Origin of the sequence: Gordonia sihwensis (assembly GCF_029632925.1) — a bacterium.
GTDB lineage: Bacteria > Actinomycetota > Actinomycetes > Mycobacteriales > Mycobacteriaceae > Gordonia > Gordonia sihwensis.
In genome coordinates this window covers 3,454,290-3,470,176 of the sequence record NZ_CP121248.1, presented here as the reverse complement: position 1 = coordinate 3,470,176, position 15,887 = coordinate 3,454,290, and the positions used below count along the sequence as shown (strand labels likewise).

Annotated in this window: 14 protein-coding genes; 8 read left to right on the top strand and 6 right to left on the bottom strand. The window is 68.9% G+C overall.

Annotation, left to right across the window (positions count from 1 at the left end; translation table 11 throughout):
* Positions 1–5: 5 nt before the first annotated feature.
* Positions 6–1,016: an Rv0361 family membrane protein gene (locus tag P5P27_RS16610; protein ID WP_278125092.1), complete on the bottom strand. Its 1,011-nt coding sequence runs from the start codon at positions 1,014–1,016 to the stop codon at positions 6–8.
* A gap of 240 nt (positions 1,017–1,256) precedes the next feature.
* On the opposite strand from P5P27_RS16610, the gene P5P27_RS16605 reads away from it, so the two are divergent.
* The 3 genes from P5P27_RS16605 to P5P27_RS16595 all read left to right on the top strand — a co-directional run bounded on the left by P5P27_RS16605 (position 1,257) and on the right by P5P27_RS16595 (position 3,872).
* Positions 1,257–1,700, top strand: a complete 444-nt coding sequence (locus tag P5P27_RS16605; RefSeq protein ID WP_006896138.1) for a DUF3151 domain-containing protein — start codon at positions 1,257–1,259, stop codon at positions 1,698–1,700.
* Positions 1,701–1,720: 20 nt separating this feature from the next.
* The gene (locus tag P5P27_RS16600) at positions 1,721–2,875 is read left to right on the top strand and encodes an FUSC family protein (RefSeq protein ID WP_411815640.1); all 1,155 of its coding nucleotides are present in this window, start codon (positions 1,721–1,723) and stop codon (positions 2,873–2,875) included.
* Between the two features lie 64 nt (positions 2,876–2,939).
* A complete protein-coding gene (locus P5P27_RS16595) occupies positions 2,940–3,872 on the top strand; it encodes a cation diffusion facilitator family transporter (protein ID WP_278125089.1) in 933 nt (310 codons plus the stop codon).
* 40 nt (positions 3,873–3,912) lie between these two features.
* Here the strand turns inward: P5P27_RS16595 and P5P27_RS16590 are convergent, their stop codons facing one another.
* Positions 3,913–4,692: a site-2 protease family protein gene (locus P5P27_RS16590; protein WP_045538256.1), complete on the bottom strand. Its 780-nt coding sequence runs from the start codon at positions 4,690–4,692 to the stop codon at positions 3,913–3,915.
* On the bottom strand, positions 4,689–5,345 hold the full coding sequence (locus P5P27_RS16585) for a hypothetical protein (protein ID WP_278125088.1): 657 nt from the start codon (positions 5,343–5,345) through the stop codon (positions 4,689–4,691). The genes P5P27_RS16590 and P5P27_RS16585 overlap by 4 nt, the downstream gene beginning before the upstream one ends.
* An 80-nt stretch (positions 5,346–5,425) precedes the next feature.
* On the opposite strand from P5P27_RS16585, the gene P5P27_RS16580 reads away from it, so the two are divergent.
* Both P5P27_RS16580 and P5P27_RS16575 read left to right on the top strand, forming a co-directional pair.
* Positions 5,426–6,712, top strand: coding sequence for an adenylosuccinate synthase (locus P5P27_RS16580; RefSeq protein WP_006896143.1), 1,287 nt, complete (start codon positions 5,426–5,428; stop codon positions 6,710–6,712).
* 12 nt (positions 6,713–6,724) lie between these two features.
* Positions 6,725–8,332 (top strand): adenylate/guanylate cyclase domain-containing protein, encoded by a 1,608-nt coding sequence (locus P5P27_RS16575; protein ID WP_278125085.1) that lies wholly within the window; start codon positions 6,725–6,727, stop codon positions 8,330–8,332.
* Here P5P27_RS16575 and P5P27_RS16570 read toward each other — a convergent pair.
* Complete coding sequence (locus P5P27_RS16570; RefSeq protein WP_278125084.1) at positions 8,254–8,895, bottom strand: pyridoxamine 5'-phosphate oxidase family protein; 642 nt, start codon at positions 8,893–8,895, stop codon at positions 8,254–8,256. The genes P5P27_RS16575 and P5P27_RS16570 overlap by 79 nt on opposite strands.
* A gap of 124 nt (positions 8,896–9,019) precedes the next feature.
* Here P5P27_RS16570 and P5P27_RS16565 point away from each other — a divergent pair, with 124 nt between their 5' ends.
* From P5P27_RS16565 to purT, 3 genes are all read left to right on the top strand, one after another.
* Positions 9,020–10,456, top strand: coding sequence for an aminotransferase-like domain-containing protein (locus P5P27_RS16565; protein WP_278125082.1), 1,437 nt, complete (start codon positions 9,020–9,022; stop codon positions 10,454–10,456).
* A gap of 53 nt (positions 10,457–10,509) precedes the next feature.
* The gene (locus tag P5P27_RS16560) at positions 10,510–11,988 is read left to right on the top strand and encodes an HNH endonuclease signature motif containing protein (RefSeq protein ID WP_278125080.1); all 1,479 of its coding nucleotides are present in this window, start codon (positions 10,510–10,512) and stop codon (positions 11,986–11,988) included.
* A 304-nt stretch (positions 11,989–12,292) separates the two neighbouring features.
* A complete protein-coding gene (gene purT, locus P5P27_RS16555; RefSeq protein ID WP_278125078.1) occupies positions 12,293–13,810 on the top strand; it encodes a formate-dependent phosphoribosylglycinamide formyltransferase in 1,518 nt (505 codons plus the stop codon).
* 21 nt (positions 13,811–13,831) lie between these two features.
* Here the strand turns inward: purT and P5P27_RS16550 are convergent, their stop codons facing one another.
* Together P5P27_RS16550 and P5P27_RS16545 are read right to left on the bottom strand one after the other, a co-directional pair.
* Positions 13,832–14,896 (bottom strand): FecCD family ABC transporter permease, encoded by a 1,065-nt coding sequence (locus tag P5P27_RS16550; protein WP_222111716.1) that lies wholly within the window; start codon positions 14,894–14,896, stop codon positions 13,832–13,834.
* Positions 14,893–15,879, bottom strand: a complete 987-nt coding sequence (locus tag P5P27_RS16545; protein WP_006896150.1) for a FecCD family ABC transporter permease — start codon at positions 15,877–15,879, stop codon at positions 14,893–14,895. The genes P5P27_RS16550 and P5P27_RS16545 overlap by 4 nt, the downstream gene beginning before the upstream one ends.
* Between the last annotated feature and the right edge of the window lie 8 nt (positions 15,880–15,887).

The following is a 15,887-nucleotide window of genomic DNA, read 5'->3' as shown; positions in this document are numbered from 1 at the left end:
GGGCGTTACGGCTTCAGGCAGACCTTCCATTCGCCGTCGATCTGGTGAAGCGTGATCTGCGCGGGTGCGGTCTTCGAAGGATCGTTGCTCGGGTACATATCGACGCCGACGCGTGCGGTGTCACCGTTGATCTGGACGGCCTTGACGTCGTCGAAGGTCATCAGCTCATTGCGGTTCTTCTGGGCTTCGAAGGCCTTCTGGAAGTCGGCGTCGGAGACCTTGGAGTAGTACGCGTAATCCGCGCCGCAGGTCACCTCGCGCAGCTTGTCGAGGTCACCCGAGGTCATCGCGCTCCGGTAGTCCTTGGCGGCGTCGGCCACCTTGTGCTCCGGTGAGCTGCCGACCAGCGCATACCAGAGGCCGACCGCGATCGCCGCGATGACGATGACCGCGGCGACGAGGAGGCCGATCAGCTTGCCACGGCTGCGCTTGCGCTGCGTTTCGGCCGGCGCGACCACCTGCGGCGCGGGCTTGGCCTGTGCGGGCCGACCCGCAGGTGCGGCGGCGGCACCGGCTGCTGCGGCTCCGGCTGCGACAGCCGCGGGCACCGCCATCTCGGTGGTCGGCGCCTCCGATGCCGGCACCTCGACGGGCTGATCGGCCGGGGCGGCGACCTCGACGGTCGGGGCCGAGGCTGCATCCGTGTCGGAGGGCGCCTCGTCACCGGTGGCCTCGGCTGCGGCCTCGCCTGCGGCCTCGTCATCGGTGGCCGTCGGTGTCGCGGACTGATCGTCGGCGGGCAGGTCGATGGACTGCTCCACCAGATCGGCCTTCACCAGATCGACCTTCGCGTCGGTGCCGGCGTCCACCGCGTCACCGGCGGCCGCGTCGCCGGCCGAGAGCGCGTCTCCGACAACGGTCTCTTCGACGAGTGCGCCCTCCGCCTGCGGCGTCGCTCCCTGCGGGGCGGCCTGGGCCGGAATCTTGAAGGCCTTGGTGGGCGTCTCGGAATTGCCGCCGCCCTGAGGAGCCGGGGCGTCCTCGAGCTTCTTGACCGGGGTCGGCTCTGCAGTCATCTGTGCGTCTGTTTCCTTCGTGTCTGTTTCCTTCGTATCCGCTTTGCCCTGCTCGCGCTGGGCACGGAAAGCACCGACCACCTTGTCGATGGCAGCCGAAGTGTCTTTGTCCGAATCAGACATCTGCTCAATTTCCAATGTTCGTCGGGGACAGTACTGCTAGACGCGCAGCGTCAGGATATCGGACCTGTCGGTCTCGAGCTTCTCCGGAGCGTCCCACTCAGGTGATTGAATGATTACGTGACGTCATTTGGAGATCTCCTCGGACCCCCGCCCACCCTGCTGCCGGGAGACGACGAAGCGGAGTCGGCTCTGCTGAACGGAACCGATCCTGCGGCCGTCGCCGCCGCGCACCCGTCGGCCTCGATCGCCTGGGCCCATCTGGCCGAGGCGGCGCTCGACGGCGCGTTGGACGGCCCCGAACCGGACATCGCACGGGTCGTGGCCGCATACGCCTACGCTCGCACCGGTTACCACCGCGGCCTCGACCAACTGCGGCGCAACGGCTGGAAGGGTTTCGGTCCCGTCCCGTGGAGCCATGAGGAGAACCGCGGCTTCCTGCGCTGTGTGGGGGCGCTGGCACGTGCCGCGCAAGCCGTCGGCGAGGAGGACGAGTACCTGCGGTGCCTCGACCTGTTGAACGACAGCGATCCCCGCGCGATCGCCGAACTGGGGCTGGACTGACACCGACGGTCGTGGTGTGAGTGCACGAGGCCGCTGAAGAACCGGAGTCCAAGGCGTCGTTCCGCGACCTGGGGTCGCAGGGCGTGCAGCGACTGCCGTCGGTCCTGCGCGTTCGGGTGCGCAGACTGTGGCTGTCGCTGGTGCCGATCGCGCAGTGCGCCATCGCCGCGGGGCTGGCCTGGTTCGTGGCCTTCGACCTACTTCACCACGCTCGGCCGTTCTTCGCGCCGATCGCGGCGGTGGTGTCCCTCGGGCTGTCGCTGGCCCGCCGCTGGCGTCGTTCGGCGGAGCTGATCGTCGGGGTCTCCATCGGGATCCTCGTCGGCGACCTGGTGGTGACCCAGATCGGATCCGGTGCGTGGCAGATCACGGTTGTGGTCGCGGCGGCGATGGCCCTCGCGGTGTTCGTCGACGGCGGCCCGATGCTCCCGACCCAGGCGGCGTCGTCGGCGGTGCTCATCGCGACACTGCTGCCGCCCGGCGGTGCGGCGAGCTATCAGCGTGCGGTCGACGCGCTGGTGGGCGGCTGTATCGGCCTGCTCGTGGGGGCGCTGGTGCCGGTGAATCCGGCTCGGCGGGCGCGCCGCGACGCCGCGGGCATTCTGAACACTCTGCGCGATCTGAGCCACGACCTCGCCGAGGCGCTCCGCGCGCGGGACGAGGACGCGGTCTATCGGGTCCTTGCGGCGGCCCGTGGCACCCAGCCCGCCGTCGACGGCCTCCGGGCCGACATTCTGGCCGGGCGTGAGGTCGGGACCCTCTCACCGCTGTACTGGGCTTCGCGCGACCGCTTGCGCAAGATCGCCGCGACCGCCGATCCGATCGACAACGCGGTCCGCAACTTCCGCGTGGTCACGCGGCGGGCGCTGGGGCTGACGCAGCGCGGGGTGGCGGTGGAAGAGCCGATGATCGACATCATCGAGGACATCGGCGGACTGTTCGAGACCCTGCGCGCGATGATGCTCGCCGAGCCCGGTCAGCCGCCGGATCCGGCAGACGCCGCGCGCGAGGTGCGCTCGGTGGTGCGCAGAGCGCGCACGTCGCTGGCCGACCACGTCGAGGACCTCTCGGAGGCCGCGCTGCTGGTGGAGTTGCGCTCGCTTCTGGTGGATCTGTTGATGGTCGCCGGACTCAAGCGTTCGTCCGCCATCGCGCAGTTGCACCTGAACAGATGAGTACTCGAGATCACCAGGCGCAGCACTCTTGTCATATATGCGAAAGTTCGCATATATTGAGGTCATGGGTACTGATCACGAACACGGCCACGGTCACGGCCCGACCGCGGCAGACCTGGCACGACCGGACGCGGGGCACCGGCGGATCTGGCCGCTGGCGGTGTCGCTGGGCCTGATCGGCACGTTCTTCGTCGTCGAACTGGTCACCGGCCTGCTGTTCGGCTCGCTCGCCCTCGTCGCCGACGCCGGGCATATGGCGACCGATCTGGTGGCACTGACGATGGGGCTGGTGGCACTGTTGCTCGCCCGCCACGGCCGGGTGACCGACGGCCGCAGCTTCGGGTGGTACCGCGCGGAGGTGTTCACCGCGGTCCTCAACGCCGTGCTGCTGCTGGGCGTCGGCGTCTACGTGCTGTACGAGGCCGTCGTCCGACTCGGGACGAATCCGGAGGTGCCCGGCGGGCCAATGATCGTGGTGGCGCTGCTGGGGCTGGCCGCCAACGTGATCGTCATGTACCTGTTGCGGGCCGACTCGGGCACGTCCCTCGCGATTCGCGGGGCCTACCTGGAAGTGCTCGCCGACGCGGTCGGCAGCGTCGGGGTGCTGATCGCGGGTGTGGTCGCGATAACCACCGGCTGGGGATATGCGGACCTGATCGTCGCGGTCTTCATCGCCCTGTGGGTGGTGCCGCGCGCGGTGAAGCTCGCGCTCGACGCACTCAAGATCCTGAACCAGCAGGCGCCGTCCCACGTCGACCTGGACGAATTGCGTGCCGACCTCGCCGCCCTGCCCGAGGTGCAGGACGTGCACGACCTGCACGTGTGGTCGGTGACGACAGGCATGGACGTGGCGACGGTGCATCTGAGCAGCACCGGAGATCACTGTGCCGCGCTGACCGCCGCGCAGCGGGTCTTCGCCGAACGCGGCCTCGAGCACGCCACAGTCCAGGTGGAACGTCCCGGCGACCGCTCCCAATGCGAAAGTCTCACCTGGTGAGAGCGGACTGAACGTCTCGACCCGAAGTGCGGAGCAGCGCCTACAGCCAGAACGCGAACAAGCGGATCCCGTACGAGACGAACGCCGGGCTGATTCCGAAGGCCTCGAACGCGTGGTAGACGAGGCCGAAGAACGCGGAGTTCAGCTGCGGGATGAACAGCAGCAGGAACAGGATCAGGAAGCCGAAGGGTGCGATCTTCTCCGCCGCCTGACGGATGTTCGCAGGCAGATGCGGTTCGAGCGCGCCGTAACCGTCGAACCCGGGCACGGGCAGGATGTTGAGCAGCGTCGCCGACAACTGCAGGAATGCCAGTGCGGCGGTGGCGGCCCAGAGGTTCAGGTTCGCGGTGGTGGGAGTGGTCGACGCGAGTGCCGCCAGCAGCGCCAGTCCGAGGACCAGGTTGGTCGCCGGGCCGGCCAGCGACACCTTGGTGCGCTGCGCGGGGGTGAAGGCCGCGGTGTTGAGGTAGACCGCTCCGCCGGGGAAGCCGATGCCGCCGAGCGCGACGATCAGCAGCGGCAGCGCGATCGACAGCCCCGCGTGGGTGTACTTGCGCGGATCGAGAGTCAGATACCCGCGGACTTCGGCTGACCGATCGCCGTAGCGGAAGGCGGTGAACGCGTGCGCGAACTCGTGCAGAGACAACGAGATCACCCATCCGCTCAGCACGAAGAGCAGGGCGCCGAACATGCCGAGTGCGCTGCGTTCCGCGCCGGACCGCAGCAGCAGGTACACGCCGACGGCGAAGGCCGCGCACAGCCCGAGGAACACCGGTCCGGGTCGAACGGACTTGAGGGCCGCGGTGGTCGGGGTGGTCACGGTCGCACCAGTCTCCAGTCGATGTGATGCCGATAGAAGGTGGATCGCTTCACGACGCGGTCGGTCAGTTCGCCTTCGCGCTCGACCACGAGGTTGGTGCCTCCGGTCTGAACCGCCCGGCCGCTCTTCCATCCGCCGGGCAGCGCCCGGGCGCGGCGGCCGCGGACTCCGGGTTCGACGGTCAGTGGCTCGATCTCCACCGCGCGGACGGTGCCGTCGAAGATCGTCGCTGAGTCGGCGATGCACTCGCCGTGCAGTTTCTCGCCCGCTGCCCCCAGATGCCGTGCCCGTCCGACGAGGACTGTCGCGGCGTCGTCTCGGATGAGTGGAAGCTGCTGCGCCGTACCGGTTTCGGCGAGACGCATCGCGGCATCGCCGTGCGGTAGGCCGTAGTTCCCGGTAGCGGCGGTGGCGTGCGGTGCGACGTAGGCCACCTCGACGTCGAGACGTTCGAGCTTCATCAGGGCGGCGACGACCCGCGCCAAGAACGCGTCCGGCGCCATCGCATCGGAGTCGGTGGGGGCCACCACGATCCGGGGGACGGCGCCGGCGGAGGAGCCGGCCGACGGGTCGTCGAGCAGGCCGGCGAGGCGGCGGGTCAGGGCGGACGGTACTTCGTCGCCGGGGCTGACCGTGATCAGCAGAGAGGGCACCTACCCAGGCTATACGGCAGCGGGGACCAACATTTCGACCGCGACCCAGTAGGGTGGGCACGTTAGGAGGAGCACCTGATATGGCTGCGATTGTGCTGATCGGCGCCCAGTGGGGCGACGAAGGCAAGGGTAAAGCGACGGATCTGCTGGGCGGGAAGCTGCAGTGGGTGGTGCGCTACCAGGGCGGAAACAACGCGGGACACACTGTGGTCCTGCCGAACGGTGAGCAGTTCGCGCTGCACTTGATTCCGTCGGGGATTCTGACGCCCGGTGTCAAGAACGTCATCGGCAACGGCGTCGTCGTCGACCCGAGCGTTCTGCTCACCGAGCTCAAGGGGCTGGAGGACCGCGGCGTCGACACGACTTCGCTGATGCTGTCGGCCGACGCGCATCTGCTGATGCCGTACCACGTCGCCATCGACAAGGTCACCGAGCGCTTCCTGGGCAACAGCAAGATCGGTACCACCGGTCGCGGCATCGGGCCCTGCTATCAGGACAAGATCGCCCGCGTGGGCGTCCGCGTGGCCGACGTGCTCGACGAGAAGATCCTCGCGCAGAAGGTCGAGGCCGCGCTCGAGATCAAGAATCAGATCCTCACCAAGATCTACAACCGCAAGGGTCTCGACCCGCAGCAGGTGGTGGACGAGACGCTGGAGCTGGCCGAGGGGTTCAAGCACCGGATCGCCGATACCCAGCTGTTGCTGAACCAGGCGCTCGAACGCGGTGAGACCGTGTTGCTCGAAGGTTCGCAGGGCACGCTGCTCGACGTGGACCACGGCACTTACCCGTACGTGACGTCGTCCAATCCGACCGCCGGCGGCGCGTCGGTGGGCGCGGGCATCGGGCCCACCAAGATCACGACGGTCCTGGGCATTCTGAAGGCGTACACCACGCGCGTCGGTGAGGGCCCGTTCCCCACGGAGCTCTTCGACGAGTGGGGCGAGTACCTGGCCAAGACCGGTGGCGAGGTCGGCGTGACCACCGGACGTGCCCGTCGCTGCGGTTGGTTCGACGCCGTCATCGCGCGGTATGCGACCCGCGTCAACGGCATCACCGACTACTTCCTCACCAAGCTCGACGTGCTGTCGAGTCTGGAAGAGGTCCCGATCTGCGTGGCCTACGAGGTCGACGGCGAGCGGGTGGAGGACTGGCCGATGACACAGACCGGCATCCATCACGCCAAGCCGATCTACGAGACGATGCCCGGTTGGTGGGAGGACATCTCCGGCTGCCGTACCTTCGACGAACTGCCCCAGAATGCGCAGAACTACATCCACCGGCTCGAGGAGTTGTCGGGTGCGCGCATCTCGTGCATCGGCGTCGGCCCCGGGCGTGACGAGACGATCGTCCGGCATCAGCTCGTCTGACCGGCGACCCCGATGAACGAGCCGCGCGGGCTCAGTCGCGACTACGGGTCGACGCTGCTCGGTGCGGTCGATGAGGGGCCGCGCAGGCAGCGCATCCGGATCCAGCTGCTCCTGACGACGACCATCGTCGGGGCGCAGTTGATCGGGATCGTGGTGGCGATCTCGCTCGCGCTGGTCGGTATCCCCGACCCCTCGTTCCTGCGCGGCGATCTCGTATGGGTCAACTTCCTGGCCCTGCCGGTGTACATCGTGTGTTCGCTGGCGCTGGGCGTGCTGGTCGGCACGGTGATGACGGTCCGGTCACTCAAGTGGTCGATGCGCGACCAAGTGCCGACTCGGGACGACGCGCGGCGCACCGCGTGGGCGCGTCGTCGGCTGACTGCGCTCCAGGCACTCCTGTGGGTGGGGGCCGCGGTGATGCTGGGTATCTGGTACGGCGTGGTCGACCCGATCCTCATCCCGAAAGTGGTGCTCATCGTTCTGATGAGTGGCATCGTCGTGATCGCCATCGTCAACATCTTCGTCGACGTGCTGCTGCGGCCGGTGTACGCCAAGCTCATGCAGGCGGGTTTCTCCGTGCGCGGCAGCTCCGTCCGGTCGCGAGCCCTCAGTGCCTGGCTCATCGGCACCGGCGTCCCGCTGAGCGGCGTGTTCATGGTGGTGCTGTTCGCGGCCACCAGCGGTCGCTCGTCGTTGGTCGGCGTGTTCGTCTCGGTGACGGTGCTGGTGGCGGTGGCTGCCGCAGTCGGCCTGCTCGCGATGTTCCTGTTCTCCTGGGATGTGACCGGACCGATCCGCAACGTTCAGGCCGGAATGAGCAAAGTCCGCGGCGGAGACGTCAGCCCGGCCGTCGACCTCGTCGTCTACGACGCCTCCGAACTGGGGGAACTGCAGTTCGGGTTCAACAGCATGGTCGCGGGACTGCGCGAGCAGGAGCGAGTGCGCGACATCTTCGGACGTCACGTCGGCCGCGACGTGGCCGCGCAGGCTCTGCGAAGCGATCCGGAGCTCGGCGGCGCCGAGCGGACCGTCGCGGTGATCTTCGTCGACGTCATCGGCTCGACGACACTGGCCACCGAGCACACGCCGACCGAGGTGGTAGCGGTGCTGAACCGCTTCTTTCAACAGATCGTCGAGGCGGTGGAGACGCACCGGGGCCTGGTGAACAAGTTCGAGGGAGACGCGGTCCTGGCGATCTTCGGCGCGCCCCTGGAGATCGACGATCCCGCGGGCGCGGCGCTGGCCGCGTCGCGCGAGATCGCCGATCGTCTCGCCCGCAACGTGCCGGAGTTGAAGGCAGGTATCGGGGTGAGCTTCGGGACCGTGGTGGCCGGGAACGTCGGCGCGATTCAGCGGTTCGAGTTCACGGTGATCGGCGACCCGGTGAACGAGGGCGCACGACTGTCGGAGGCCGCCAAAGAGGCTCCGCACCTGCCGTTCGCGTCGGAGCGGGCGGTGGCGGCGGCAGGGGACGACGAGGCGCGTCTATGGTCGCCGCGCACCGCGCTCGTCCTGCGCGGACGGTCGGCTCAGACACGGATCTACACTCCGACCAGTCGGCGCACCGACTCCGGCAGCGGACGGTCGGAGGACCATTCGGCCGCGCGCGGCACCCCGTAGCCGCTGATGAACGGAATCACGCCGCACCACGCGGTGACCTCGTCGTCGGGGCGGACGACGCCCTCGCCGGCATTCGCCTTGTAGACCCACTCACCCTCCTCGATCCGCAGAACCGTCACATTGGTGGCCGCGATCTCCCGTTTCGTCATCGGACGTACCTCGTCGTTCCGGCCGGGTGTGAGTAGGTCGGTGAACCGGGTCAGCAGTTCGGCGCGATCGTCGGCCCGTGCGTTCTCCAGTCGGCCGTAGACCACCGCCGAGCGGAAATGCACGGTGGAGTCGAATGTCGAGTTCGCGAGGACGAGGGCGTCCATCGCGGTGACGCAGAAGGCCGAGCGCTGATCGGCGGGGCGGCGTGATCCCATCACTCCGGCACCGGTGGATCCGTGCAGGAGGATGCGGTCGCCGTCGCGCACATGCAGGGTGGGCACGCTGCGTACGGCGGCGGTGCCTCCCTCACCGAAGGCCGTGGACAGCACTCCCCACCACTGCTGGTCGAGGAGACGGTCGAGGCTGTCGCGGTCGGTGCTCTGGCGGTCGCGCTTGCGAGTCAGGTTCTCCATGACTCCAGTACAGAGCCATACTGGACTTGAGAGAAGATCCAGAATCGAGCAATTCTGGAGACCAGTATCGATGGTGGTCGGGCCTCGGATATCAGAGGTCGGTCGGGGAAGGGGAGGTGACGTCGTGGCGCGGACTCCCCGGGACCTCCATCTGCCGATCAGTCTGCCCACGCCGGTGCGGAGCAGACGCTTGGTGGATGAACTCCTCGCCGCAATCGTCGACGGCCGGCTCGCCGAGGGCGACTGGCTGCCGTCCACCCGAGTGCTGGCCCGGCAACTGAGCTGCTCGCGATCGGTGGTGACCGGTTGCTACGACGAACTGATCGCGGCCGGCTTCCTCGACGGGATCCCCGGTGCGGGCACACGAGTGCGTGCCGGTGCGCGCGCGGCGGTACGGCTCGGTGCGAGATCGCATGTGACGGAGGAATCGGCGCCCGTCGTCGTGCGTGGGGAGGGTGCGGTTCCGCGGATCATCGGAGATCTGCGGCCCGGGGTGCCGGACGGTTCGCTGATCGACGCGCGTCGGTGGCGCAGCTGCGTGCGGGCGGCGACGTGGACGCCCGAGCCGTCGACGGCCGGGACGACGGCTCTGACGGCCGCACTGGGGGAGCACCTGCGCAGGCATCGAGGGGTGCACGCCGAAGAGATCCTGCTGACTCCCGGATCGTCATGTGGGTTCGCACTGCTCGGCGAGGCGGCGTGGGAGTCGGGGATTCGGCGCGCCTTCGTCGAAGCGCCCGGATACGCGGAGGCGCAGCGGGAACTCGCGCGCGCCGGTTTCTCGGTGGAACCGGTGGAGGTGGACGCGGACGGCGTGTGTGTCGGCCGGCTTCCGGACGATCGCTGCCTGGTGTACACGACGCCTGCGCACCAGTATCCGCTCGGCCACAGGATGTCGGTGGATCGACGCGCGCGATTGGTGGAGTGGGCGCGCCGGACCGGCTCGGTGATCATCGAGGACGACTACGACGGCGAGTTCCGGTACGACGTTCCGCCGCTGCCCGCTCTGCAGGCACTTCCCGGTGCGCGCGAATTCGTGGGGTATGTGGGCACAGCGTCGAAGACGCTCACCGTCGGGTTGGCGGTTGCGTGGACGGTGCCGCCGGGCGTGCTGTCCGACGCCGTAGGGCGGAGGTACGCCGGGCGTGCGTGGTCGGTGGCGGAGCCGGTGGCGGGCACCCTCGCGGAGTTCATCTCCCGCGGCCACCTCGCGACGCATCTGGCGAAGGTCGCCCGTATCTATCGTGATCGACGAAATGCGTTGTCGGCGGCGGTGATTGAGCGCTGTCCCGAGATGCCGATCATCGGCGTCGACGCCGGGCTGCACGCGACGATCGTGATCGACCGCGTTCCGGGAGCCCAGGTGCGTGATCGACTGGAACGATCGGGATGGCTGGTGCGCGCCGTCTCCGACTACCCGTTGGCAGACAAGCAGTCGGTGGACGGGGTCGTCGTCAGCTACGCACGATTGACGCCGGCGTCGGCGGTGAGATTCGCCGAGGCGCTTCGGCGGGCTGTGCCAGAGGTTTTGTCAGAGGTCGGCGGTAGAGTCCGAACATAGAAGCACAGAAGGAGTGTTCTCGGACACTGTGCAGGTCGAAGGGGGTGGGTTCGATGGTCGCGTCGGAGGTGCTGCTGCCGGACGATCCGGCTGCTCTCGCCCGCCTATTGGAGGCTGCGGCAACCAAGTTCGCGTCCCTGCCACTGTCCGCGGTGACCGAAGACACCCTGCTGGAAACCGTCGAGACATTGGAACGTACTCATCGTCGTCTCGACGGTGTCGACGCCGCGGTGTTGGTGGAGGTCTCCGACCGGGCCGTGTATCGCAAAGCCGGGTACCTGTCGGTGCACCAGTATTTGGCGCAGGGGTTGCGGCTCGGTGACGGTGCCGCCCGCCGCCGACGCGTCAGCGCCGCCGGGATCGGACGATTCACCGACCTACAAGGCCAAACCCGCCCACCGGTGCTGCCGGCGACCGCGGTCGCGGTGGGCGAGGGTGCGATCGGCGCCGACCACATCCGGGAGATCGACGCGGTCATGGACAAGATTCCCACCGCTATCGACGCCGGCACCCGGGCGCGGGCTGAGGTGCAGTTGGCGTGGGTCGCGCGTGAGTTGAGTCCGGCCGGTGTCCGCACCGCCGGCATCCGACTGCTCGCGCACCTGGACCCGGACGGAACCGTCACCGACGAACGCGACCGCAAACGCCTGCGCGGCTTCACGATCCTGCCCCAGGATCTGCGGCTGATGAGCAAAGTCCGCGGCTACCTCACCCCGGCCCTGCGCGCGGAAATGGAAGCCGCACTGCCGTCGTGGGCCGCACCGGGAATGAACAACCCCGACGACCCCGACTCCCCATCCGGGACCGTCGAATCGGCCGACCCGGCCGCCCTCGCCGCCGCCGTCGAACGCGATACCCGCACACCCGCGCAACGCACCCACGACGGTCTGCAAGCGCTGCTGCGCACCTCCCACACTGGCGTTGGGGGTGGTCGGCGGTCGGGTGATCTGGTCATCACCATCACCGACCACGAGTTGGCCGAGCGCGCCGGGGTGGCGTTGACCGCGACCGGGACCCGGCTGCCGGTGGCGGAGTTGATCGAAGTCGCCGCCACCGCAACCCCGCACCTGGCCGTCTTCTCCGCCCACACCGGGCAAGCCCTCTACCTCGGACGAGGTCGTCGGCTCGCGTCGCGGGCACAGCGGTTGATGCTCTTCGCCCGCGACCGCGGCTGCACCGCCCCCGGCTGCGACGCCCCGTTCACCCGCACCCAAGCCCATCACTTCCCCGACTGGGCCGACGGCGGCCCCACCGACATCGACCACCTCGGCGCCGCATGCGGACGCCACAACCGCTCCGTCGGCCCCCGCCCCGGCCAATGGCAGACCACCATCCTCATCGACGGACCCCACGCCGGCCGCATCGCCTGGCGACCCAGCGGCATAACCAGCCGCGGCGGGACAAGACCGCCCGGATGGCGGATCAACCAGATCCACCACGCCGAACTCCTCCCGGACCACCAACCCCAGCCGCCGCCCGAACCGGGCGAATCCCGGATCGAGAACTACCTCGACACACTCCTGGCCGCCTGACCGGACACACCCGGCCCGGGAGCATGCGGCCAGCGGCCTCAGCGGAACTCGGCAGCAGTGAATGAAGTTCCTCCGACGGCACGATGATCTGGGTTGCAGTCGTTCGGTATTACGAGCCGATCCTGCTGCGCTGCCGCCAGCAGGCTCCAGTGCTCCTTGACCCCGGCGGCCGCACGAGGTGCACGCCACTCGGTCATACCCCCAGCGTAGAACGTGTGCGTTCGGTGCACCGCCCGCTCACGAGGTCATTCGGCCGAGCGAGCGCCGACCGTCTCCGGAGCTGTGCACCCGTAGAATCCGGGGCATGGTTGCAAAGGTGATCGGAACTCCGCTGAGTCCGACCGCGGTGAAGGTGTTGCTGCTCGGCTCGGGCGAACTCGGCAAGGAGGTCACGATCGCGCTGCAGCGGTTCGGCGTCGAAGTGATCGCCGTTGATCGCTACGCCGACGCCCCGGCGCACCAGGTGGCGCACCACGCCGAGGTGATCGACATGATGGATCCGGACCAAGTGCGCGCGGTGATCGACAAACATCGCCCGCACTACGTGCTCCCGGAGATCGAGGCCATCGCAACCGAAGCCCTGGAGCGAGTGGAAGCCGAGTCGATCGCCGAAGTGATCCCGAGTGCGAAGGCCGTCTCCGCGACTCTCAATCGCGAGCGCATCCGGCGGCTGGCCGACGAAGAACTCGGCCTGCCGACGTCCCCGTACCTTTTCGCGGGATCGCTCGAGGAGATGCGCGCGGCGGCCGGGAGCATCGGATTCCCGTGTGTGGTGAAGCCGGTGATGTCGTCGTCGGGCAAGGGGCAGTCGGTCCTTCGCGGCCCCGAGGACGTCGACGCGGCGTGGGAGGCGGCCCGGACCGGAGCCCGAGTCAACAACGACCGCGTGATCGTCGAGGGGTTCGTCGAATTCGACTACGAGATCACTCTTCTCACGGTCCGCGCCGTCGACCCGGCCACCGGGCGACTGGCCACGTACTTCTGCGATCCGATCGGCCACCGCCAGGTGGACGGAGACTACGTCGAGAGTTGGCAGCCGCAGCCGATGAGCCCGGCCGCCTACGACATAGCGCGTTCGATCGCGGCCCGGATCGCGACCGCGATGGGCGACGGGGTCGCCACCGGCAGGGGAGTGTTCGGCGTCGAACTCTTCATCAAAGGCGACGAGGTCTACTTCTCGGAGGTGAGCCCGCGCCCGCACGACACCGGTCTGGTCACCATGGCCACGCAGCGCCTGTCGGAGTTCGAACTCCACGCTCGAGCCGTCCTCGGACTGCCGGTGAACACGATTGCCCGTGCGCCCGGCGCCTCGGCGGTGATTTACGGCGAGCACGAGGACACGGCCATCGGATTCGCAGGCGTCGCCGACGCCCTCGCCGATCCCGACGTGGATCTGCGCCTGTTCGGTAAGCCCGAGAGCTACGCGCGCCGGCGGATGGGGGTGGCGGTGGCGACCGCACCCACGATTGAGATCGCGCGCGAGAAGGCCACGCGCGCAGCGGGACTGGTGACGCCTCTGCGCGCGGACCACGACGCGGAGACGCCGACCGAGATCAAGCCGATTCCGCAGACCGCGCCGTCGCCGGCCGACGAGACCGATACCGAGGCGATGGAGGCGGGAACTCAGGCGATCCGGGTTCCGGAGCGCCCGATTCGGCGCGAGGCGCCCCCGATGCCCCGACCTCCGATGCCTCAGGGACCTCCGCAGCGTCCTGGACCGATGGCGCAGCCGGGACCGCGCGGACCGGTGGGGCCCGGTGGCCAGCGACCGGCCGGACCCCCGCCCCCTCGACCCGGGCGGATCCCGCCGGGTATGAGCTGATCCGCCGGCACCGACGATCCGCTACACCGAGGACTTGCGTGCCGCCTGCACGATCATGAAGACGAGGAACGGTCCGCCGACCGCCGCGGTGACCACGCCCACCGGCAGACCGTCGGGCAGGACCGTGCGGCACACGATGTCGGCGGCCAGGACGATGCACGCCCCGACCACGCCCGAGAACACCGGCGTGGGTTGAGAACTGCGGGCCAGGCGGACGGCGATCTGCGGCGCGGCCAGGCCCACGAAGGCGATGGGCCCGGCCGCCGACACCGCGAGCGACGCGACCACCACGGCGGTGAGCAGCGTTCCGTAGGTGACGACGCCGAGACGTACGCCGAGCGCACGGGCCACGTCGGGCCCGAGGCCGCTGACGGCGAGCGTGCGCGCGATGATCGCGGTCCAGACGATTCCGATGGCCGCGGCCACCGCCACCGGCGGCACCGAACTCCAGCCGGTATTCGCCAGCGAGCCGATGATCCACGTCTGCGCGCTCGCGGCGTCGTGCAGGTCCGCACGTGACATCAGGTATCCGACCGCGGCCTGCATCATCCAGGTCATCCCGACACCGATGAGGATGAGGCGCAGTGTGCTGGTGACCACCTGGCCCTTGGTCCAGGCCAGCACGTACATCAGCGCCGCGGTCGCGAGGCCGCCGATCAGCGCCGACAGCGGCACGCCGAGGTTCGCGAAGAAGCCGCCGAATCCGGTGCTCGCCGAGGTCAGGGCAAGTACGGCACCGGCACTCGCGCCGGTGGTGATGCCCAGCATGTCCGGGACGGCGAGCGGGTTGCGGGTGATCACCTGTGTGAGGCAACCGGCGAGACCGAGGCCGAAGCCGGCCAGCGCCGCCACGAGCACACGCGGCAGCATGTCGTCGAAGATGACGATGTTCTCGGCGACGCGGCCGCCGCCGAGCAGAATGCGCGCCACATCGACGGGCGTGGTGAACCCCACCGACAGCCCGATCAGGAAGAGGACCAGCGCGAGCAGGGCGCCGGCGAGGGAGCAGGCCGCGAGTCTGCGGCGGACGACCCATCGGGCGCTGCCGACGCCGATCGTGATGGGCGGGCGAACGGTGGCGGTCATACGGTCGGGAGCCTCCTGCGTCGGACCATGATCATGAGCATCGGCCCGCCGATCAACGCCAGCACCACGCTCACCTGTGCCTCGCCCGGCCGGGCGATGACCCGGCCGATGACATCGCAGACCAGGATCAGAAGTGCGCCGGCGAGTGCCGAGTAGGGGACGATCCAGCGGTAGTCGGGCCCGGTGAACGCGCGAGCGATATGGGGAACGATCAGCCCGAGGAACACGATCGGCCCGCACGCGGCGGTCGCGGCCCCGGCGAGGAGCGCGATGCCGATGATGCCGGTGACCCGGATGAGACCGACGCGACCGCCCAATGCCGTCGCCATGTCGTCGCCGAGGCTCATCAGGTTGAGGAACCATCCGCCCGCGAAGGCGAGAACCAGTCCCACCACGATGAAGGGCAGCGTGGTCCACAGCACGTCGGCGCCGCGGCCCGAGACGGCTCCGACGTTCCAGAACCGCCAGGTGTCGAGGGTGGCGCCGTCCGAGAGGACGAGTGCGGAGGACACCGCCGTGAGACACGCGCTGAGCCCGGCTCCGGCCAGCACGAGTGTCAGCGGCGACGATCCGGTGACCGTCGACAGCCCGAACACCGCCGCCGCGGCGACGAACGCGCCCGCCAGCGCCAGGACGGTGTTGGCCAGAGGGCCGGAGGTACCGAAGACGAAGACCCCGGTGACCACCGCGCAGGCAGCGCCCGCGTTGATCCCGAGCAGACCGGGGTCGGCGAGCGGATTGCGCGTATGCCCTTGCGCGAGTGCGCCGGCCGCGCCGATCGCCAGTCCCACCACGAGACCGAGCACCGTGCGGATCAGCCTGCTGTGGACCAGAACTCCGAGCCCGTCGGGACTGCTCGATCCGTGCAGCAGTGCGTTCAGGACCTCACCCGGCGGCACGTCGCGTGTGCCGATCGCGATCGATGCGACGAACGCGATGCCTATGGCGACCACCAGAACGACGGCCCCGATCACCTTTTTCACAAAGGCAT